Source organism: Streptomyces sp. TP-A0356 (genome assembly GCF_001417775.1).
Taxonomy (GTDB): Bacteria; Actinomycetota; Actinomycetes; order Streptomycetales; family Streptomycetaceae; genus Streptomyces.
This window is the reverse complement of the sequence record NZ_BBZJ01000022.1, coordinates 266,897-287,085: the sequence shown is the minus strand read 5'-3', so window position 1 is coordinate 287,085 and position 20,189 is coordinate 266,897. Positions and strand designations below refer to the sequence as shown.

The following is a 20,189-nucleotide window of genomic DNA, read 5'->3' as shown; positions in this document are numbered from 1 at the left end:
CGTCGGGACGACACGGAAAAAGGCGCACGGTCTCCCGCCTCTTCCTGGCTTGATCGCCTCCGGCGCGCCCCTGCGGCTCACGGGCGCGGCTCCCCGTCGCGTCGTCCTCCCCACTGTTCTGCCCAGAGCGTGGCTCGCACTCACGTTTCCCCAGGAGGGGCTGGGTCGTTGGGATCTTCGTGATGCACGCACAGACGCGCGCACGGCGCGCAGGAGCCGCGCTGGCCGCCGCACTGAGCTGGGCGGGTCTGATGGCCGGCTGCACTTCCCACGGATTCGACGACGTGCTCGGCAAGGCGCCCGCACCCAAGGACGCCATCCATGTCACGCCCGACGACGGCAGCAAGGACGTCCGCGCCGACCGGCGGCTGCGGGTCCGGGTGCGGGACGGCCGCCTGGAGTCGGTGACCGTCGTCAGGTCCCAGGACGGGCAGGACTCGCGGGTGCCCGGGCACCTCTCCGACGACGGCAGGGTCTGGGAGCCCGACGACCGACGCCTCGCCCTCGCCGCCAAGTACACCGTGAACGCGGTGTCCCTCGACGGATACGGCCGGCGCGCGGCCCGCCACACGACCTTCACCACCTTCGTCCCCGCCAAGCGGTTCATCGGGTACGTCACCCCGGAGAACCACGCGACCGTGGGCACCGGGATGATCGTGTCCCTGCTGTTCAACCGGCGGATCGCCGACCGGGCCGCCGTCGAGCGCGCGATCCGTGTGACCGCGAGCCCGGACGTCGAGATCCGCCCGCACTGGTTCGGCGGGGACCGCCTCGACTTCCGGCCCGAGCGGTACTGGAAGCCCGGCACGCGGGTCACCGTCGCGCTGCGGCTGCGCGACGTGGAGGGGGCACCCGGGGTGTTCGGAGTGCAGTACCGGACCGTCTCGTTCACCGTCGGCCGCAGCCAGGTCTCCCTCGTCGACGCGGCCGCGCACACCATGCGTGTGCGCCGTGACGGCGAGCCGGTCCACACCGTGCCGATCACCGCCGGTGCCCCGAGGACCACCACGTACAACGGGAAGATGGTGGTGATGGAGAGGCTTGAGGTCACCCGTATGAACAGCCGCACGGTCGGCTTCGGCGGCGAGTACGACATCCCCGACGTCCCGCACGCCATGCGCCTGACCGACTCCGGCACCTTCGTGCACGGCAACTACTGGGCGCCGCAGGCCCCCGGACGCGTCAACGTCAGCCACGGCTGCGTGGGCCTCAGGGACGTCAGGGGCGGCGGATCCGACACCCCCGCGCGCTGGTTCTTCGACCGCAGCCTTGTCGGGGACGTCATCGAGGTCGTCCACAGCAAGGACAGACAGGTCGCTCCCGACAACGGGCTCGGAGGGTGGAACATGAGCTGGCACGACTGGAAGGCCGGCGGCGCGGTGCGGTAGCCCCGGCATGGGGGGCGCGTACCCGGAGTCCCGTGCGCCTTGGCGCGGCCCCGAGTTGGGACTGAACAGTGACAATCGCGGGGAGTCATCGGGCCGGGGCGTGTGATTGATTTGCCCCGTGCGCGCGTGGGTCGCGCTGAAGTGCGGGCCTCATCAGGCCGTGCGAGGGGAGACGGGAAAGTGAACGGGCGACCGATATCGGGGGCGTCGGTTGGTGCGAGCCGAGGGGAGGGGCGCGGTCGCAAGGGTCTGTCGGCACTGATGTTCGGTGCCCTTCTGCTCACCGCGACCGCGTGCGGCGGGGGAGGGAACTCCGCTGCGGGGGCCGGTGACGGAAAGGGCAAGGACGCCGGCAAGGCCGGCAGCGAGCAGTCGCAGGCCGTCGTCACCATAGCCCCGAAGAACGGCTCCAAGGCCGTGGACACCAGCGGCGTCCTCAAGGTGACCGCCGCCAAAGGCAGGCTGACCGAGGTCACGGTCCAGGACTCCAAGGGCCACCAGGTCGCCGGGAGCATCACCGGCGGGGGCGCCACCTGGACGCCCTCCACCCATCTGGCAGCGTCCACCACGTACAAGGTCCACGCGGTCGCCAAGGACTCCGCGGGGCTCACCTCCGCCCAGGAGTCCTCGTTCACGACCCTCACCCCGGAGAACACCTTCATCGGCAACTACACGCCCGACGACGGTTCCACCGTCGGTGTCGGCATGCCGTTCTCCGTCCGCTTCACCCGGGGCATCACCCACCCGGCCGACGTCGAGAAGGCCATCACCATCAAGACCGAGCCGGCCGTCGAGGTCCGCGGTCACTGGTTCGGCAACGACCGCCTCGACTTCCGGCCCAAGGACTACTGGAAGGCCGGCACCAAGGTCACCGTGACCCTCGACCTCGACGGCGTCGAGGGCCGGCCCGGTGTCTACGGCAAGCAGGCCAAGGCCGTGAGCTTCACCATCGGCCGCAGCCAGGTCTCCACCGTCGACGCCAAGACCCACAAGATGGTCGTCAGGCGCGACGGCAAGGTCATCAAGACCCTCCCGGCCACCACCGGCAAGCCGGGCTACGACACCTGGAACGGCCAGATGGTCATCAGCGAGCGCCTGGCCGTGACCCGGATGAACGGCGAGACGGTCGGCTACGGCGGCGAGTACGACATCAAGGACGTGCCCCACGCCCAGCGCCTGACCGACTCCGGCACCTTCATCCACGGCAACTACTGGGGCGGCGACGCCTTCGGCAACTACAACGCGAGCCACGGCTGCGTCGGCCTGCGCGACGTGCGCGGCGGCTACGACGGTTCGGTGCCGGCGGCCTGGTTCTACGACCAGTCGATGGTGGGTGACGTCGTCATCGTGAAGAACGCCCACGAAAGGACGGTCGCGCCCGACAACGGGCTCAACGGCTGGAACATGTCCTGGGACGAGTGGATCAAGTAAGGGCCGTACGCCACCGGGCCCGGTGTGCCGCTGTGAGCGAGCACACCGGGCCCGGTGGCGTTAGTGCCCGTTAACCTTCCTGGCATGACTGTGCATCTCGAAGTCGCCGAGGGCGTGGGCACGCTCCGTCTGGACCGCCCGCCCATGAACGCGCTGGACGTCGCCACCCAGGACCGGCTCAAGGAGCTCGCCGAGGAGATCACGCGCCGCGAGGACGTGCGCGCCGTGGTGATCCACGGCGGGGAGAAGGTGTTCGCGGCGGGCGCGGACATCAAGGAGATGCAGGCCATGGACCACGCCGCCATGGTCCTGCGCTCCCGCGCCCTGCAGGAGTCCTTCACCGCCGTCGCCCGAATCCCCAAGCCGGTCGTCGCCGCCATCACCGGCTACGCCCTGGGCGGGGGCTGCGAGCTGGCGCTGTGCGCCGACTACCGCATCGCCGCCGAGAACGCGAAGCTGGGGCAGCCGGAGATCCTGCTCGGGCTGATCCCCGGTGCGGGTGGCACCCAGCGGCTGGCGCGCCTGATCGGCCCGTCCAGGGCGAAGGACCTGATCTTCACCGGGCGGATGGTGAAGGCGGACGAGGCGCTGACGCTCGGCCTGGTCGACCGGGTGGTGCCGGCCGAGGACGTGTACGCCGAGGCGCACACCTGGGCCGCCAGGCTCGCCCAGGGCCCCGCGATCGCGCTGCGGGCCGCCAAGGAGGCCGTGGACACGGGTCTGGAGACGGACATCGAGACCGGGCTCGCGGTGGAGCGCACCTGGTTCGCGGGCCTCTTCGCGACCGTGGACCGCGAGCGCGGAATGCGCAGTTTCGTGGAAGAGGGGCCGGGCAAGGCGAAGTTCGTCTGACCGACCCAACCTGAGAATTGTTCAGGAAGTCATGTTGATCCACTTGTAGTTGACGCGACGTCTTACCCGGGGTCCCCGATGGGGCGGATTAGGGCAGCTTTAAGGCAACCTTAAGGCTGCCTCGTCCGAGGCGCCTGGCTCTTGCCCCCAACCGGCCTGTTCCCGCAGGCCAGTTGGGGTGTGAGAGGCCATGGCTTGCATATGGCATATGCCGCACGAATCGTGTGGAATATGCGGTTCCGGGGGGCGTATTCCGTGGTAATGCCGCGAGCAGCGCGCTGGACGGCCATGATGGTTGCATGGCGGGGCTGGAGGGTGTCGAACAGCCGCGGCGGCACGCGAGTGCGACCGCGGCACGCTGGTCGCCTGCGGTCGAGGACGAACGGGCGCTCAAGGCACTGGAGTTGTTCGGGAATCCCGCGGACGAAGAGGTTCCACTACCGTCCCGGCCCGAGTCGGCGGCCACCGCGCGCCGACTCGCCCAGGTCGTCATCCTGCGTCACTGGAAGCTCACCCCGAGGATGACCGAGGACGCGGTTCTGCTGGTCTCCGAACTCGTCGGCAACGCCGTGCGACACACCGGCGCACGCGTCTTCGGGTTACGTATGCGCCGTCGCCGGGGGTGGATCCGCATCGAGGTCCGCGACCCCTCCCGTGGACTGCCCTGTCTGATGCCGGTTCAGGAGCTCGACCTGAGCGGCCGTGGCCTCTTCCTCGTCGACAGACTCGCCGACCGCTGGGGCGTCGACCTGCTGCCGCGCGGCAAGACCACTTGGTTCGAGATGCGGGTCGCCGACCGTTGACCGCGCGACGTCGTGCGACCCGCGCCCTCCGTCTTCGGCCCAATCGTCGATTTCCGCGCCGTCCCGCCCTTAAATAGGGAGGGTGACCACGCCCGTCCCTTCCTTCCCACCGGACCACGAGGAGGGCGCCGCGAGGGCGGTGCCCGACCGCCGCACGGCGCTGCGCGCGGGCGCCGGGCTCGCCGCCGCCGGTGCCTTCGCCGCCGCCTGTGCCCCCTCCGGTGGCGTCGTCCATCCGGCCATCCCGTCCCGCACCGCCGGCCCGCGCGGCTCGCGTTCGCCGATCGCCGCGCCCGTGCCCCGTGCCTTCCCCCAGCAGCCCGCCCAGATCGCCAACGGCCCCCGAGACCGCAAGCAGGTGGCCCTGACCTTCCACGGCCAGGGCGACCCCTCCTACGCCGTGTCGATCCTCGACACGGCCGAGAAGGCGGGCGCGAAGATCACCGTGCTCGCGGTCGGCACCTGGCTCGACCAGCACCCCGAAGTCGCCCGCCGCATCGTCGACGGCGGCCACGACCTGGGCAACCACACCCTGCGCCATGTCGGCATCAACAGCATGTCCGAGGCGGACGCGCTCGCGGAGATCCAGGGCTGCGCCGATCGGCTGCGGCGGCTGACCGGATCCATCGGCGCCTGGTTCCGCCCCTCCCGTGCCCCGCGCGCCACCCCGCTCGTAGAGCGGCTGGCCCGTCGCGTCGGCTACCCGCACGTCCTGTCGTACGACGTCGACTCGCTCGACTACACCTCGCCGGGCGCGCCCGCGGTCACCCGCAAGGTGATGGGCGAGGTCCGTGGCGGGTCGGTGGTGAGCCTGCATTTCGGATACGCGGACACGGTCACCGCCCTGCCCTCCCTCCTGCACGAACTCGACCGCCGTGGTCTGACCGCGGTGACCACCACGGAGTTGCTGAGCTGATGCCCCTCACGACCGTCACGCGCGTACTGATCGCCGGCCTCGCTCTCGCGGCGCTCGCCGGCTGCAGCAGCGGATCCCCCCACAAGGACCAGGCGCTCGGCTCCAAGGCTCCCCTCAACCCCACCCAGCGGGCCGACCCCGCGCTGCCGGGCATGCCGCCCGTGCTCGACCGCAACGACGTCTACGCGGCCGACCGGCCCGGTCAGCTCTCCCCGGTGGTCAAGGACTTCCCCTCCCGGGTCTACGTCCCCAACACCATCTCCAACACCGTGTCCGTCATCGACCCGAAGACGTACGAGGTCATCGAGACGATCCCGGTCGGCCACCAGCCCCAGCACGTCGTGCCGTCCTGGGACCTGAAGACGCTGTGGGTCAACAACGACCTCGGCAACACCCTCACCCCCATCGACCCGAGGACCGGCAAGGCGGGCAAGCCGGTCGACGTCCATGACCCGTACAACCTGTACTTCACGCCGAACGGCAAGTACGCGATCGTGATGGCCTCCAAGGACCGCCAGCTGGTCTTCCGCGACGCGCACAGCATGAAGGTGGCCAAGGCCGTGCCGGTGAGGTGCTACGGCGTCAACCACGCCGACTTCTCGCTGGACGGCCGCTACTTCATCGTCTCCTGTGAGTTCAGCGGTGAACTGCTCAAGGTCGACACCGAGAAGATGGAGGTGATCGGCCAGCAGAGGCTGCCGGTCCACGGCGCCATGCCGCAGGACGTCAAGGTCTCCCCGGACGGCAAGAGGTTCTACATCGCCGACATGGTGGCCAACGGGGTGTGGATCCTGGACGGCGACACCTTCGGCAAGCCGGACTTCCTGCCCACCGGCAAGGGCGCGCACGGCCTCTACGTCAGCCGCGACTCCCGCGAGATGTACGTCTCCAACCGGGGCGAGGGCACCATCTCCGTCTTCGACTTCAAACAGGACCGGCTGACCAAGAAGTGGCGCCTGCCGAACGGCGGCAGCCCGGACATGGGCGGCGTCTCGGCCGACGGCAACGTCCTGTGGCTGTCCGGTCGTTACAACTCGGAGGTGTACGCCATCGACACCCGGACCGGCAAGCAGCTCGCCCGCATCAGGGTGGGCAGCGGCCCGCACGGCCTCGCCGTCTATCCGCAGCCGGGCCGCTACTCGCTGGGACACACGGGCGTCTTCCGCTGAGGTAGAGGCAGCGGTGGGCATAGTGGGACGGGTCTGGCGCACGACCTGCGGCACGCTCCACCGCAGCGACAGCCGCTCCCCGGCCACGATCTTCGCCGAGGGATGACGAGCGACTGCCGGGGCAATCCTTCTGCGAGCCGTGGCACTGAGCCGGCGCGGCGCTAGGCGATGAGCAGCGCCTCCGCCCCCACGGGCACGTAACCCGCGGCCTGGAACGCCCGCAGACTGCGGGCGTTCCCCGGCGAGATCTGGGCCCACACGGGCTCGGCGGCGATATGCCGGGCGGCCGTCACCAGCCGGCGCCCCAGCCCCGTGTGCCGTACCGCCTCATCAACCTCGACCGAGACCTCCAGCCGCCCGGCGACTCCGCGCCCCATCACCACCACACCGCCCTGCGCCGTCCACGCACGCACGTCGTCGCGCCGCTTCCGGGCATGGGCGACCCGGGAATGACCCGGATCCTCGATCTCCTCCAGCGCGAACGGCGGCCGACCGGGCAGGGGAGGGGCGACCAGCAGCGCGTCGATCGTGTCGTGCCTGCGCCCCGTCCGTTCCATGAAGGCCGTGACGAACCGTGGGTTCATCGTCGCGGCGAGCGCGTCGCAGCCGGCCGTCCCGACGGCCTCGGCCACCCACCGGGGATCCTCGTCCGTGAACACCACGGAGTGCGCCGTGAAGGCGACGACCCCCGCGTCCCGATGGGAATGCTGGGGCACGACGGTCGTGCCGCCGTCCGCCGGCGGGAAGAGCCCCCGTGCCGCCGCATCCAGAATGTCCCGCAGGGTCTCCGGCATGGCGCCCCGCCCCCCTCACTTGAGTCTCCACCCACTGGAAGGCCCAGACTCGCAGACATGATCGAAGACGGCACCCGCCTGTTCACCATCGGCGAGCTGGCCCGGACCTGCGGCCTGACGGTCCGCACCATCCGCTACTGGTCCGACGAGGGCGCCCTGCCCCCGGTGGCCCGCTCCTCGGGTGGCTACCGGCTGTACGACGCGGAGTCCGTGGCCCGCCTCGAACTGATCCGCACCCTGCGCGAACTGGGCCTCGGCCTGGACGACGTCCGCAGGGTGCTGGGCGGCGAGACGACCGTCGCCGAGCTGGCCGCCACGCATGTGGCGGCCCTGGACGCGCAGATCCGCGCGCTGAGGGTGACCCGGGCGGTGCTGTCGACCGTGGCGCGACGCGGTTCGACCGCAGAGGAGATGACGTTGATGAACAAGTTGGCGCGGCTGTCGGCCGCCGAGCGGCGGCGCATCATCGAGGACTTCATGGCGGAGATCTTCGAGGGCGTCGACACGGTGGACCCCGATATCCGCAACCGGCTCCGGTTCGCCGCGGCGCAGCTGCCCGACGACCCCACGCCCGAGCAGGTGGACGCCTGGGTGGAGCTCGCTGAGCTGATCCAGGACCCCGACTTCCGCGCGCTGATGCGGAAGATGATCGTGTTCAACGCGACCGACCGGGGACCGGATGTCCCGGCGGGGTCCTCCCTCTGGTTCATGAGCCGTCTGGTGCAGCTCGCCGGACAGGCGCTGCGGGAGGGCGTCGTCCCCGAGGCGCCTAAGGCCGATGAGGTGCTGCGCCAGTTGCTCGGCGACGCCGACCGGGCCGCCGTACTGGAGCGTCTGACGGCGGCGTCGAACCAGCGGGTCGCCCGCTACCGTCAGTTGACGGCCCTGGTGAACGGCCTTGAACCGCCGCCCGCGCCCGACGAGGAGCTCGCCTGGGTGGTCGCTGCGCTGCGGGCCTGGCCGGACCGCTAATCTGACCTGCGTCAGTGCGACGGCAAGACACGAGGAACGCGACACAAAGGGGCGGATCGGTGGCGGACATCGAGGAAGCACGCAAGCAGTTCGAGCGGATCGATGCGGACGGTGACGGATTCATCACCGCCGCCGAGTTCAAGTCCGCCCTGGCCCAGGGAGGCGACTGGAACGTCACCGAGGCGGTGGCCGAGTCCATCATCAGGACCCGTGACCTCAACGGCGACAAGGTGCTGTCGTTCGACGAGTTCTGGACCTACCTGAACAAGTGACGCGAACGCATGCGTGACGCGTGAAGGGGCGCCCGCCTCCGGGAGGCAGGCGCCCCTTCGCCATGTCCGCCGCCGGACCCGCACACGGCACAGACGCCGGCGCGCGGCGACGTAGGCTTCCGGCCCGTCGTCGGCGAGGTCCTCGACGGTCTGGACCACATCCGGGACGCCCACCGTCTGTTGGAGTCCAACCGGCACACGGGCAAGATCGTCGTACGGCTCTGACGGCCGTCAGCCGTTCGGCGCAGAGCCGGAATAGAGCGGGACGGTCCGGGGGTTGGTGTTGCGCACCTGCGGAGCCATCGGGCCCCGCGCGACACCGACCCCCGAAAGGCGAGGCGAGTCACATGAAGATCGGCATCATCGGCGCGGGCAACATCGGCGGCAACCTCACCCGGCGGCTCACCGCCCTCGGCCACGACGTCTCCGTCGCCAACTCCCGCGGCCCGCACACACTCACCGCACTGGGCGAGGAGACGGGCGCGACCCCCGTGCGGGTCGAGGACGCGGCCCGTGGCGCCGAGGTCGTCGTGATCGCCATCCCCGTCAAGGCGGTGGCGGACCTGCCCTCCGGACTGCTCGACGGGGCGGCCGAGGGCGTCGCGGTCATCGACACCGGCAACTACTACCCCCAGCGGGACGGAAGGATCGCCGGAATCGAGGACGAGGGCCTCACGGAGAGCCGCTGGACCGAGCGGCAGATCGGCCATCCCGTCGTCAAGGCCTTCAACGGCACCTACGCGCAGGACATCCTGGACGGTCCCCGCCCGGCCGGTGCCCCCGACCGCATGGCGCTCCCGGTCGCGGGCGACGACGAGACGGCCAAGCGGCGGGTACGGGCCCTGATCGACGAACTCGGCTTCGACACGGTCGACGCCGGCGGCATCGACGACTCCTGGCGCCAGCAGCCGGGCACCCCGGTGTACGGCCTGCGGGCGGGGCTCGACGCCGTCACCAAGGCGCTGGCGGAGGCGTCACCCGAGCGCAGCGCGGACTTCCGCGCATAGCGGCCGCCGGCTCAGGTGCTGGAGGCCCACTGCCGCAGCGCCGCCCCGCTGGCGAAGTTCGCGACGTCCTTGTCGATGGGGTCGGAGGTGTACTGGTGGAAGCGCCACGCCGCCTTGATGCGGGGCTGGCCCGCGGTGACGTAGTCGGCGATCCACAGGCCGTCTCCGGCGTACGACGTGGTGTCGATGGTGAGCCAGAAGGTGCGGTTGGTGTAGAGCACCACGCGGTGGTGCGGCCGCAGTTGCTTCACCGTGCGGATGAAGCTGTCCTTCTCGGCGTTGCTCGCGTGCGTGCCGTCGCCGGTCGTCTCCCAGTCCACGGCCAGCAGGTCGCCCGCCCGTTCGGGGGCCTTGCCGACGAAGTACTCGGCCTGGGCCGTGATGTTGCCGGGCCACAGGAAGTGGTAGAAGCCGACGACGCAGCCGGCGTCCCGGGCGGCCTTCGTCTGGGCGGTGAGTTTGGGGTTCACATACGAACGCCCCTCCGTCGCCTTGATGAAGACGAAGGAGAGGCCGCTCGTGTCGTACGCCGATGACTGGTACGGGCTGACGTCGACGCCGTGCAGCATGGGGGCTCCCTGATGTGCTCGTGGGGGGCAGGGATGGATGCCTGTCTCACCTTGGCACGGGTGATATGCCCCCTGAGCGCACAGGTCAGCCCCTGTCAGCCGTCGAACTGAGAACCGAGGCCGACTTCGCCGCCCAGTCGGAGGTGATCACGCTGGCGTGGTGGGCTGCCAGCAGCGACAGCCGGGCCGCCACCTCCGCGTCCGTCGGGTTCGTGGACGAGATCGCCGGCGACACCCCCGCCGCGTCCGTCATGATCAGGATGTAGTGGCCGGCGTCGTACCAGGACGTGTCGTAGCCGTTGTTGACGTACGTCGCCGCGTCGCCGTCGAAGAAGACGAACCACGGGCGGATCGAGGCGTCGTAGCGACTGGTGCGCGGATCGCCGGAGGCGGCGCCCAGGACGGCCGGGAACGCCTGGGCCTTGGAGATGTTCCCCGCGGCGTACAGGTCGCGCAGGTGGTCGCCGTACTCCTGGTCCGTCCAGTAGTGGTCGAACGGGTTGTTCATCTCCACGGTGCCGGGGATGAGTTCGAAGATGACCTTGCCCTTGAGGGCGTCCCGGGAGGGCCAGGCGTTCGCCTTCGCGGCCGAGTCGAGCGTGGAGTACGTGGAGCCCAGCAGGTCGGACGGCTTGTAGACCATGTTCCCGAGCTTCGAGGACACCAGTGCGTCGAACGCACCTGGTCCGAGACCGCGGTTGTTGTTGAATCCGGCCTTCATCTCCACCTTGAAGACGATCGGCCGGTGGTCGGGGTGCAGTTGGTGCCAGGCCGCGATGTTGTCGAGGCAGCTGCCGAGGTCCTGGTCGCGGGCCTTGCTGTACAGCTCGCCCGGGGTCTTCGCGGCCTCGCAGTTGTTGTCGTTGCCGAACGGATTGCTGTGGCTGACCCGCCAGCGCTTGCTGATGATGTCGGTGTAGACGTCCAGTTCCAGCAGTGAGGCCCCAGAGTCCAGGGCCTGAGCGAGGTAGGTGTACTTGTTCTTCTCGTACGCGTTGTGCGTCCCGATCGCGGTCACGTCCGAGAACGTGGGCGCCGCCGCGTGGGCGTTGCCCGGTACCGCCACCAGCATCGCGGCGGCGCCCAGCAGCGCCGCTAACCGTCTCATTGCCCGCACGTCTCAACTCCCCTTGTCCGTCGCCGAGTTGGCGGCAGCCTAGGGGTGATGGATTACCGTGCGGTAGCCCCAGGGGGAACATCGGCACCCCGTGCGGGATGCGGGCGCTTGCGTCCCCTCAGCACTCGATGATGTTGACGGCCAGCCCGCCCCGTGCCGTCTCCTTGTACTTCACGCTCATGTCGGCGCCGGTCTCCTTCATGGTCTTGATGACCTTGTCGAGGGAGACCTTGTGGGAGCCGTCGCCGCGCATCGCCATCCGTGCCGCCGTGACGGCCTTGACCGCCGCCATGCCGTTGCGCTCGATGCACGGGATCTGGACCAGACCGCCGACCGGGTCGCAGGTCAGGCCGAGGTTGTGCTCCATGCCGATCTCGGCGGCGTTCTCGACCTGTTCGGGGGTGCCGCCCAGCACCTCCGCCAGCGCCCCCGCCGCCATCGAGCAGGCCGAGCCGACCTCGCCCTGGCAGCCGACCTCCGCACCGGAGATGGACGCGTTCTCCTTGAAGAGCATGCCGATCGCGCCGGCGGCGAGCAGGAAGCGTACGACCCCGTCCTCGTCCGCGCCCGGCACGAAGTTGACGTAGTAGTGCAGGACCGCCGGGATGATGCCCGCGGCGCCGTTCGTCGGGGCCGTGACCACCCGGCCACCCGCGGCGTTCTCCTCGTTCACGGCCATCGCGTAGAGCGTGATCCACTCCATGGCACGGCCCAGCGGGTCGCCCTCGGCGCGCAGCTGGCGCGCGGTGACGGCCGCGCGGCGACGCACCTTCAGGCCGCCCGGCAGGATGCCCTCCCGGGACATTCCGCGCGACACGCACGCCTGCATGACCCGCCAGATGTCCAGCAGCCCGGACCGTATGTCCTCCTCCGTGCGCCACGCCCGTTCGTTGTCCAGCATCAGCGCCGAGATCGACAGACCCGTGTCCCGCGTCAGCCGCAGCAGCTCGTCGCCCGTGCGGAAGGGGTACTTGAGCACCGTGTCGTCCAGCTTGATGCGGTCCTCGCCCACCGCGTCCTCGTCGACGACGAAGCCGCCGCCGACCGAGTAGTACGTCTTGGTGAGCAGCTCGGTCCCCGAGGCGTCGTACGCCCACAGCGTCATGCCGTTCGCGTGGTACGGGAGCGTCTCGCGGCGGTGCAGGACCAGGTCGTCGTCGAAGGAGAACGCGATCTCGTGGTCGCCGAGGAGCCGGATCCGGCCGGAGGCCCTGATGTCCTCCACCCGCTGGTCGGCGCTCTCCACGTCCACCGTGCGCGGTGAGGCGCCCTCCAGGCCGAGCAGCACCGCCTTGGGCGTGCCGTGGCCGTGACCGGTGGCGCCCAGGGAGCCGTACAGCTCCGCCCGGACGGACGCGACCGCATCCAGCAGGCCCTCGTTGCGCAGCCTGCGGGCGAACATGCCTGCCGCGCGCATCGGGCCGACCGTGTGGGAGCTGGACGGGCCGATGCCGATCGAGAACAGGTCGAAGACCGAGATGGCCACGGTGACTCCTCAATACGGGGTGGTGCGGGGGGTGGGGCGCCGCGCACACCTTCCAGTGTGCGCGGCGCCCCGAAGGGACTTACTTGGTGAGACCCGGGTACAGCGGGTGCTTGTCGGCCAGGGCCTTCACCCGGGCCCCCAGGGCCCCCGCGTCGTACGACGGCTTCAGCGCCTCGGCGATGATGTCCGCGACCTCGGCGAAGTCCTCGGCCGTGAAGCCGCGGGTCGCCAGGGCGGGCGTGCCGATGCGCAGGCCCGACGTGACCATCGGCGGGCGGGGGTCGTTCGGGATCGCGTTGCGGTTGACCGTGATGCCGACCTCGTGGAGGCGGTCCTCGGCCTGCTGCCCGTCCAGCTCGGAGTTGCGCAGGTCGACCAGGACGAGGTGCACGTCGGTACCGCCGGACAGGACGTCCACACCCACGGCCTTGACATCGTCCTCGACCAGGCGCTCGGCGAGGATCCTGGCACCCTCCAGGGTCCGCCGCTGCCGCTCCTTGAAGTCCTCCGAGGCCGCGACCTTGAAGGCGACCGCCTTGGCCGCGATCACGTGCTCCAGCGGACCGCCCTGCTGCCCCGGGAAGACCGCGGAGTTGATCTTCTTGGCCAGCTCGGCCGTCGAGAGGATCACGCCACCGCGGGGGCCGCCCAGCGTCTTGTGGGTCGTGGTGGTGACCACATGGGCGTGCGGGACCGGGTTGGGGTGCAGGCCCGCCGCCACCAGACCGGCGAAATGCGCCATGTCGACCATGAGGTACGCGCCGACCTCGTCCGCGATCCGGCGGAAGGCGGCGAAGTCGAGCTGACGCGGGTAGGCCGACCAGCCCGCCACGATCAGCTTCGGCCGGGACTCCTTGGCCAGGCGCTCCACCTCGTCCATGTCCACGACACCGTCGTCGCCGACGTGGTAGGCGACCACGTTGTAGAGCTTGCCGGAGAAGTTGATCTTCATGCCGTGGGTCAGGTGCCCGCCGTGCGCGAGGTTCAGACCCATGATCGTGTCGCCGGGCTGCAGCAGCGCGAACATCGCGGCCGCGTTGGCCTGCGCGCCCGAGTGCGGCTGCACATTGGCGTGCTCGGCGCCGAAGAGCTCCTTGACGCGGTCGATGGCGATCTGCTCCACCACGTCGACGTGCTCACAGCCGCCGTAGTAGCGGCGGCCCGGGTAGCCCTCGGCGTACTTGTTGGTGAGGACCGAGCCCTGGGCCTCCATGACCGCGACCGGGGCGAAGTTCTCCGAGGCGATCATCTCGAGGGTGGACTGCTGGCGGTGCAGTTCGGCGTCGACGGCCGCGGCGACGTCCGGGTCGACCTCGTGCAGAGGCGTGTTCAGAAGCGACATGCGACGACTCCTCAGCCGGCGGAAAAGGTGGTGTACTCGTCGGCGGAGAGCAGGTCGTCCGGCACCTGTGCGACGCGTACCTTGAACAGCCAGCCGCCCTCGAACGGGGCGGAGTTCACCAGCGACGGGTCGTCGACCACGTCCTCGTTGATCTCCGTGACCTCGCCGGTGACGGGGGAGTAGAGGTCGCTGACCGACTTGGTCGACTCCAGCTCGCCGCAGGTGTCGCCCGCGGTCACCGTGTCACCGACCTCCGGGAGCTGGACGAACACGACATCGCCGAGCGCGTTGGCCGCGTGCTCCGTGATGCCGACCGTCGCGACGCCGTCCTCGGCGTCCGACAGCCACTCGTGCTCCTTGCTGTAGCGCAGCTGCTGGGGGTTGTTCATGGCCTGAATTCTCCTGTACGCGGGTCAATGGTGGTGAATGAGGGACTGCGGAGACGCTCGTGAGCAGGGAGGACGTGCGCGGGGTCACGTCCGGCCCGCGCTCAGTGTCTACTTCTGGCGCTTGTAGAACGGCAGCGCCACGACCTCGCAGGGCTCGTGGCTGCCCCGGATGTCCACCCCGACCCCGGGCGTGCCCGGCGCGGAGTGCGCGGCGTCGACGTACGCCATCGCGATCGGCCTGCCCAGCGTGGGGGAGGGCGCGCCGGAGGTCACCTCGCCGATCACCTCGCCGCCCACGACGACCGCGTACCCGGCGCGCGGGACGCGCCGGCCCTCGGCGACCAGACCGACCAGGACGCGCGGCGGGTTCTGCTCGGCGCGGGCGGCGGCCTCACGCAGGGCCTGGCGCCCCACGAAGTCGCCCTCCTTCTCGAACTTCACCACCCGGCCGAGCCCGGCGTCGAAGGGGGTCAGGGAGGTGCTGAGCTCGTGCCCGTACAGCGGCATGCCCGCCTCCAGGCGGAGCGTGTCCCGGCAGGACAGCCCGCAGGGGACGAGACCGACGGGCGCGCCCGCCTCGGTGAGCGCCTGCCACAGCTTCTCGGCGTCGGGCGGCGCGACGAACAGCTCGAAGCCGTCCTCGCCGGTGTAGCCGGTGCGCGCGATCAGCGCCGGGACGCCGGCGACCGTGCCGGGCAGACCCGCGTAGTACTTCAGACCGTCCAGGTCGGCGTCGGTGAGGGACTTCAGGATGCCGGGGGACTCGGGGCCCTGGACGGCGATCAGCGCATAGGCGTCCCGGTCGTCGCGCACCTCGGCGTCGAAGCCGGAGGACCGCTCCACCAGCGCGTCCAGCACCACCTGGGCGTTGGAGGCGTTGGCGACGACCATGTACTCCCGCTCCCCGAGGCGGTAGACGATCAGGTCGTCGAGGATGCCGCCGTCCTCCCGGCAGATCATCGTGTAGCGGGCGCGGCCGACGCCGACGGAGGCGATGTTGCCCACCAGGGCGTGGCCGAGGAGCCGGTCCGCCTCGGGTCCGGTCACGGTGATCTCGCCCATGTGCGAGAGATCGAAGAGGCCCGCCTTCGTGCGGACGGCCACGTGCTCGTCGCGTTCGGAGCCGTACCGCAGGGGCATGTCCCAGCCGGCGAAGTCGGTCATCGTCGCGCCGAGCGAACGATGCAGGGCATCGAGCGCGGTACGGCGCACAGGGGGGCTACTGCTCATCGGTGGTGCTCCCAGGGCAGGACGGGCGAGGTCGTTCCTCCCCATCTGTCATCGGAACCTGAGAGGTTCGCCGTGACTCCCGTGGCGGGTGGTCACGGCTTGCACCTTGGGTGGAGCCACCGGAGGCGGCCCGCTTTCCAGATGTGCCTCGCCCGCGCGGTATCGGGGCCTGAGAGATTCAAGGGAGGGACTTGCTCCTTCGGCGTCCGGGCGGCACGTACGCACGTACGTACCCGGAACTCTCCCGCGCGGATTCAAGCGGCCGGTATGCAGTTGGCGCGCACATCATCGCACGCATCGCCCGATCGTGGCAGGCCGCATCCGTAACCGGTCTGTGGCGGTTCGAGGACGAAAACGCGAGACCGTCACATTACCTTCTCTTTACATTCGGCGGGGATGGGGACTACCTGAACCCAGGGAACCAGGGGAGGGCGATGACGGTGAACAGGACCACGGCGTACGCCACGAGCGCGGGCATCGCGGTGCCCCAGCGGCCGGGATCCCCGGCGCGCGAGGCCTGCGGACCACCGCGGCCGGCCGTGGTGCGCGACCTGCGCGACCGCCGGGGCCGCAGTCCGCACGGGCTCAGCTTCGGCGCGAGCGACCTCGTCGTGATCACCGGTCTGCCCGGCAGCGGCAAGTCCACGCTCATGCGGCGCGCCGTCCAGGGCGTCCGGGTCGACTCCCAGGACGCCCGCGACCGCTGGGACGCGCGCCTGGCCCGTTTCCTTCCGTACGCGGTCTACCGCCCCCTCGTCCGCCTCGCCCACTACGCGGGCCTGTGCCGCGCCCTGCGCACCGGCACCGGAGTCGTCGTGCACGACTGCGGTGCGCAGAGCTGGGTGCGCGGCTGGCTGGCCCGGGAGGCCCGCCGCCGTGGCGGCACGCTCCATCTGCTCCTGCTCGACGTCACCCCCGAGACGGCCCTGGCGGGCCAGCGCCGACGCGGCCGGGGCGTCTCGCGGTACGCGTTCCTCAGGCACCGCCGGGCGACCCGGGGCCTGCTGCGCTCGGTCGAGGGGGGCACCCTGCCGGAGGGCTGCGGTTCGGCGGTGCTGCTCGACCGGGACGCGGCGGACGCGCTGCGCCGCATCGACTTCGCGGGCTGAGTGACCCCGCGCGTACACCCGTTAGCCTTTCAGCCACAGCAGTGGTTCTGAGCAGACGGTGAGCAGATGGACTTCCCGGCGGACCTTCCCGCGGACTTCCCCGCACAGGCACACCCCCATCCGCACGGCGGATGGCCGGGCAACGAACTGGAGGAGGTGCTCTCCGCCTCCCTCGGCGTCCCCTCGGCCGGCGGCCGGATCATCGAGGTCCTCGGCCGCAGCTTCCTGTGGGTGCCGCTGCCCAACGACGGCGGCCCGCACAGCGGTCCCCTTGACCTGCCGACCCTGGAGATCGAGGGCCAGGCGTACGTCCCGGTGTTCAGCTCGGAGGAGCAGTTCCGCCGGGTCGTCGGCAACCACATGTCGTACACGATCGCGCCCGCCGTCGAGTTCGCCCAGGGGCTGCCGCCGCAGGTCGGCATCGCGGTCAACCCGGACGGCGTGGTGGGCGTCCCGCTGCCCCCGGAGGCGGTGGCCGAGCTGTGCCGGGCCGGGCGCACCCCGCTGGACGGGGCCGCGAGCGGCGGCCGGGTCCGCCTCTTCGAGCCCGACTGGCAGGACGATCCGGTGGACTTCCTCGCCGCCGCGTCGGCCGAGTTCGCGGCGACCGGCGTGGTGCTCAGCGCGCGGCGCTGCCTGGCCGCGATCGAGACCGCCGAACCGGTGATGTTCATCGGCGTCGAACTCTCCTCCTGGGAGGCCGACGCGCGCACACTCCCGCTGGACGCGCTCGGCCGGGCGCTCGGCAGGGCGCCGGTGGGCACCCCCGTGAACATGGTCTTCATGGACGCGGCCCAGGACCCGGTGGGGGACTGGCTGCGGGCGCGGGTGCGGCCGTTCTACCAGCAGGGCCACTGAACCGCCCGGGACCGGGGCGCGCCACCCCCGGGTGATCCCGGGGCGGCGCGCGTCAAGCCGCTGTCGGTGGGGCGCCTTAACCTGGTTTCATGGCCGGGGCGGGGCAAGCCCGTCTCCGGTCGGGGGTCCGGCACGCGGCGAAGCCGCCGGGGCTTCCCGGACAGGGGAGAATGGCTCGGTCGGGGTGGTGCGGCTGGAATCCGCCCGCAACGCACCGGAGAGGTCCATCGGGGTTGTCAGGTCTGTCGTGAAGGGGCGGTAGAGGGTGAGCGCGTCGGGCACGGCCGCGGCCGGGCAGGTCGAGCACATGCTGCGCCAGGTGACGCCCGGGCGTCACGACGCCTACGAGGCGCTCCTTCGCGCGCTCGCGACCCCGTCGTCCGGCCAGGTCTGGATGCTGCTCTGGCACGGCCAGGCCGGCTCGCCCGACGCCCAGTACGGCACCATGGAGGTGGCCGGCTACGGCTACGCGCCCTGCGTCACCTCCGCCCAGGAACTCTCGGCCAGCGGCTGGAACCGTTCGTACGAGGTGGTCGACGGCCTCGACGTGGCCCGCACCCTCTACCCGGACCACTACGGCCTGTGGCTGAACCCGCACGCGCCGGGCGGCGGCGTCGGAATCCCCTGGCTGGATCTGCGCCGTATCGCCACCGGACTGGAGCGCCAGCCGGCGGGGCCGCTGAGGCTGTCCGAACCGGCCGTCCAGATCCCGCAGTTCTACGCCCTCCTCACGCAGAACGCACACCGCACGCCCGCCGTGCGCTCGCTGCGTCGCGCATGGGTGCACCCCGCTCTCGGCGCGCCCTACCTGGCGATCGGCCTCGACGTGTACGACACCTCGCCGCCCGCCGTCGACTCGGTGCGCGCGATGATGCAGCAGTCCATCGGTGCCGTCCCCGAGGGCCTGCCCGTGTCGACCGTCGCGATGTCCGACGAGTACGACCCGGTGGTGATGTGGCTCCGCGCCAACGCCCGCCCCTTCTACGACCGTGAGGCCCACGCGGCCCCCGCCCAGGCCCCCGCGATCGGCGGATACGGCTACCCGCCGGCCCGCGGCGCCTACTGACCCCCGGAGCACGGGGAACGGGACCGGCCGCCGGGGAAGGTCCGTCTGCCCTGTCGGTGCGGGGGAGTTCCTCTCCGCGCGTAGATAGGCCCTGAACATCCGTTCTGCCCCCATACGCACCCTTGTGTCCCAACTCCCTCGCGTCCGACGGCTGTTACCCCGTGTTCGGATAACGGAATCCCCCAGACAGCATCACGGTTGCGCATACTTTCGCCGTCAGATCTGGCACGTGATCGAGGACTCACTGAAGACTCGCCTGTCAGACACGGGGTCGTCGATCCTGTGAACGCGTCGAAGTCGACGGATCAGCCGGAAGTCGGGCCGCATCATCTGCGGCGGGCCCCGGCACGCAAGCGAACCAGGCCGCGCACAGCGGCGGCGTACGCCGGTCACCACCGGCGAGAGGGGTCGGGTCACTGTGACCGCACCGATCGAGACCACCGGGGCGGCAGCCGAGGCGCAGCCGGAGGCTGTGCTGGCCGGTGTCGGCAAGGGGCAGATCGAGGGCCGTTCCCTGGGGCAGATCGCCTGGTCCCGGTTCAAGAAGGACAAGGTGGCGGTCGCCGGCGGTGTCATCGTCGTGCTGCTGATCGTCATCGCGGTGCTGTCCCGGCCGCTCCAGCACCTCCTCGGACTGGACCCGAACGCGCTCCACCAGGACCTGATCGACTCCAGCACCACGCTGCCGAAGGGCGGCTGGGGCGGGATGACGGCGGATCACCCGCTCGGGGTGGAGCCGAAGTTCGGGCGCGACATCCTCGCCCGCATCCTGGAGGGCTCCTGGGTCTCCCTTGTCGTCGCCTTCGGCGCCACCGTCCTGTCGAACGTCATCGGGGCCGTCCTGGGCGTCGTCGCCGGCTACTACGGCGGACGGGTCGACTCGGTCATCAGCCGTCTGATGGACACCTTCCTCGCCTTCCCGCTCCTGCTGTTCGCCATCGCCATCTCGGCGACCCTGCAGGGCGGCGCGTTCGGCCTCGACGGACTCCCGCTGCACATCAGTGTGCTGATCTTCGTCATCGGCTTCTTCAACTGGCCCTATCTGGGCCGCATCGTGCGCGGTCAGACGCTGACCCTGCGCGAGCGCGAGTTCGTGGACGCCGCCCGTGGCATGGGCGCCCGCGGCCCGTACATCCTCTTCAAGGAGCTCCTGCCCAACCTGGTCGGCCCGATCATCGTGTACTCCACGCTGCTCATCCCGACCAACATCATCTTCGAGGCCTCGCTGAGCTTCCTGGGCGTCGGCATCCAGCCGCCCCAGGCGTCCTGGGGCGGCATGCTCAACCAGGCGGTCGACTACTTCCAGGTCGATCCCCAGTACATGATCGTTCCGGGTCTCGCCATCTTCATCACCGTCCTCGCGTTCAACCTGCTCGGCGACGGTCTCCGCGACGCTCTCGACCCGCGCAGCCGCTGACC

20 protein-coding genes, 1 pseudogene and 1 riboswitch are annotated in these 20,189 nt (G+C 70.5%); of the genes and pseudogenes, 14 read left to right on the top strand and 7 right to left on the bottom strand.

What is annotated here, in order from left to right:
- The first annotated feature begins 182 nt into the window (after positions 1 to 182).
- The 6 genes from ASC56_RS24210 (at position 183) to ASC56_RS24185 (ending at position 6,559) form a co-directional block, all read left to right on the top strand.
- Positions 183 to 1,388: an Ig-like domain-containing protein gene (locus tag ASC56_RS24210; protein WP_055493621.1), complete on the top strand. Its 1,206-nt coding sequence runs from the start codon at positions 183 to 185 to the stop codon at positions 1,386 to 1,388.
- A gap of 180 nt (positions 1,389 to 1,568) precedes the next feature.
- Positions 1,569 to 2,819 (top strand): Ig-like domain-containing protein, encoded by a 1,251-nt coding sequence (locus tag ASC56_RS24205; protein ID WP_234377032.1) that lies wholly within the window; start codon positions 1,569 to 1,571, stop codon positions 2,817 to 2,819.
- 84 nt (positions 2,820 to 2,903) lie between these two features.
- On the top strand, positions 2,904 to 3,671 hold the full coding sequence (locus tag ASC56_RS24200) for an enoyl-CoA hydratase/isomerase family protein (RefSeq protein WP_055493619.1): 768 nt from the start codon (positions 2,904 to 2,906) through the stop codon (positions 3,669 to 3,671).
- Between the two features lie 299 nt (positions 3,672 to 3,970).
- On the top strand, positions 3,971 to 4,474 hold the full coding sequence (locus ASC56_RS24195) for an ATP-binding protein (RefSeq protein WP_055493618.1): 504 nt from the start codon (positions 3,971 to 3,973) through the stop codon (positions 4,472 to 4,474).
- Between the two features lie 73 nt (positions 4,475 to 4,547).
- A complete protein-coding gene (locus tag ASC56_RS24190; protein ID WP_079102677.1) occupies positions 4,548 to 5,390 on the top strand; it encodes a polysaccharide deacetylase family protein in 843 nt (280 codons plus the stop codon).
- Entirely contained in the window at positions 5,390 to 6,559 is a 1,170-nt protein-coding gene (locus tag ASC56_RS24185) for a beta-propeller fold lactonase family protein (protein ID WP_055493617.1), read from the top strand. Before ASC56_RS24190 ends, ASC56_RS24185 begins: the two co-directional genes overlap by 1 nt.
- Before the next feature lie 161 nt (positions 6,560 to 6,720).
- On the opposite strand, the gene ASC56_RS24180 is transcribed toward ASC56_RS24185, so the two are convergent.
- Positions 6,721 to 7,353: a GNAT family N-acetyltransferase gene (locus ASC56_RS24180; protein ID WP_055493616.1), complete on the bottom strand. Its 633-nt coding sequence runs from the start codon at positions 7,351 to 7,353 to the stop codon at positions 6,721 to 6,723.
- A gap of 57 nt (positions 7,354 to 7,410) precedes the next feature.
- On the opposite strand from ASC56_RS24180, the gene ASC56_RS24175 reads away from it, so the two are divergent.
- The 4 genes and pseudogenes from ASC56_RS24175 (at position 7,411) to ASC56_RS24165 (ending at position 9,604) form a co-directional block, all read left to right on the top strand.
- Positions 7,411 to 8,325 (top strand): MerR family transcriptional regulator, encoded by a 915-nt coding sequence (locus ASC56_RS24175; RefSeq protein WP_055493615.1) that lies wholly within the window; start codon positions 7,411 to 7,413, stop codon positions 8,323 to 8,325.
- A gap of 59 nt (positions 8,326 to 8,384) precedes the next feature.
- On the top strand, positions 8,385 to 8,597 hold the full coding sequence (locus ASC56_RS24170) for an EF-hand domain-containing protein (protein ID WP_055493614.1): 213 nt from the start codon (positions 8,385 to 8,387) through the stop codon (positions 8,595 to 8,597).
- A 129-nt stretch (positions 8,598 to 8,726) separates the two neighbouring features.
- Positions 8,727 to 8,822: pseudogene (locus ASC56_RS42100) on the top strand (zinc-binding dehydrogenase); the annotation flags it as partial.
- Positions 8,819 to 9,604 (top strand): NADPH-dependent F420 reductase, encoded by a 786-nt coding sequence (locus ASC56_RS24165; protein WP_079102682.1) that lies wholly within the window; start codon positions 8,819 to 8,821, stop codon positions 9,602 to 9,604. The pseudogene ASC56_RS42100 and the gene ASC56_RS24165, both read left to right, overlap by 4 nt.
- Positions 9,605 to 9,615: 11 nt before the next feature.
- On the opposite strand, the gene ASC56_RS24160 is transcribed toward ASC56_RS24165, so the two are convergent.
- From ASC56_RS24160 to gcvT, 6 genes are all read right to left on the bottom strand, one after another.
- The gene (locus ASC56_RS24160) at positions 9,616 to 10,173 is read right to left on the bottom strand and encodes a glycoside hydrolase family 25 protein (protein WP_055493612.1); all 558 of its coding nucleotides are present in this window, start codon (positions 10,171 to 10,173) and stop codon (positions 9,616 to 9,618) included.
- Between the two features lie 85 nt (positions 10,174 to 10,258).
- Positions 10,259 to 11,281, bottom strand: coding sequence for a phosphatidylinositol-specific phospholipase C domain-containing protein (locus ASC56_RS24155; RefSeq protein ID WP_055493611.1), 1,023 nt, complete (start codon positions 11,279 to 11,281; stop codon positions 10,259 to 10,261).
- 127 nt (positions 11,282 to 11,408) lie between these two features.
- A complete protein-coding gene (locus tag ASC56_RS24150) occupies positions 11,409 to 12,776 on the bottom strand; it encodes an L-serine ammonia-lyase (RefSeq protein WP_055493610.1) in 1,368 nt (455 codons plus the stop codon).
- Between the two features lie 79 nt (positions 12,777 to 12,855).
- Positions 12,856 to 14,118: a serine hydroxymethyltransferase gene (gene glyA, locus ASC56_RS24145; RefSeq protein WP_055493609.1), complete on the bottom strand. Its 1,263-nt coding sequence runs from the start codon at positions 14,116 to 14,118 to the stop codon at positions 12,856 to 12,858.
- Positions 14,119 to 14,129: 11 nt separating this feature from the next.
- Positions 14,130 to 14,507, bottom strand: coding sequence for a glycine cleavage system protein GcvH (gene gcvH, locus ASC56_RS24140; RefSeq protein ID WP_055493608.1), 378 nt, complete (start codon positions 14,505 to 14,507; stop codon positions 14,130 to 14,132).
- A 108-nt stretch (positions 14,508 to 14,615) separates the two neighbouring features.
- Entirely contained in the window at positions 14,616 to 15,737 is a 1,122-nt protein-coding gene (gcvT, locus tag ASC56_RS24135; RefSeq protein WP_055493607.1) for a glycine cleavage system aminomethyltransferase GcvT, read from the bottom strand.
- A 147-nt stretch (positions 15,738 to 15,884) separates the two neighbouring features.
- Positions 15,885 to 15,994: riboswitch (glycine riboswitch) on the bottom strand.
- A 177-nt stretch (positions 15,995 to 16,171) separates the two neighbouring features.
- Between gcvT and ASC56_RS24130 the strand changes: the two genes are divergently transcribed.
- The 4 genes from ASC56_RS24130 to ASC56_RS24115 all read left to right on the top strand — a co-directional run bounded on the left by ASC56_RS24130 (position 16,172) and on the right by ASC56_RS24115 (position 20,187).
- Complete coding sequence (locus ASC56_RS24130) at positions 16,172 to 16,846, top strand: AAA family ATPase (protein WP_055493606.1); 675 nt, start codon at positions 16,172 to 16,174, stop codon at positions 16,844 to 16,846.
- Between the two features lie 66 nt (positions 16,847 to 16,912).
- Positions 16,913 to 17,704 (top strand): enhanced serine sensitivity protein SseB, encoded by a 792-nt coding sequence (locus ASC56_RS24125; RefSeq protein ID WP_055493605.1) that lies wholly within the window; start codon positions 16,913 to 16,915, stop codon positions 17,702 to 17,704.
- A gap of 265 nt (positions 17,705 to 17,969) precedes the next feature.
- Positions 17,970 to 18,770, top strand: coding sequence for an enhanced serine sensitivity protein SseB C-terminal domain-containing protein (locus ASC56_RS24120; RefSeq protein ID WP_055493604.1), 801 nt, complete (start codon positions 17,970 to 17,972; stop codon positions 18,768 to 18,770).
- Positions 18,771 to 19,188: 418 nt separating this feature from the next.
- Positions 19,189 to 20,187, top strand: coding sequence for an ABC transporter permease (locus ASC56_RS24115; protein ID WP_055493603.1), 999 nt, complete (start codon positions 19,189 to 19,191; stop codon positions 20,185 to 20,187).
- Positions 20,188 to 20,189: the final 2 nt, after the last annotated feature.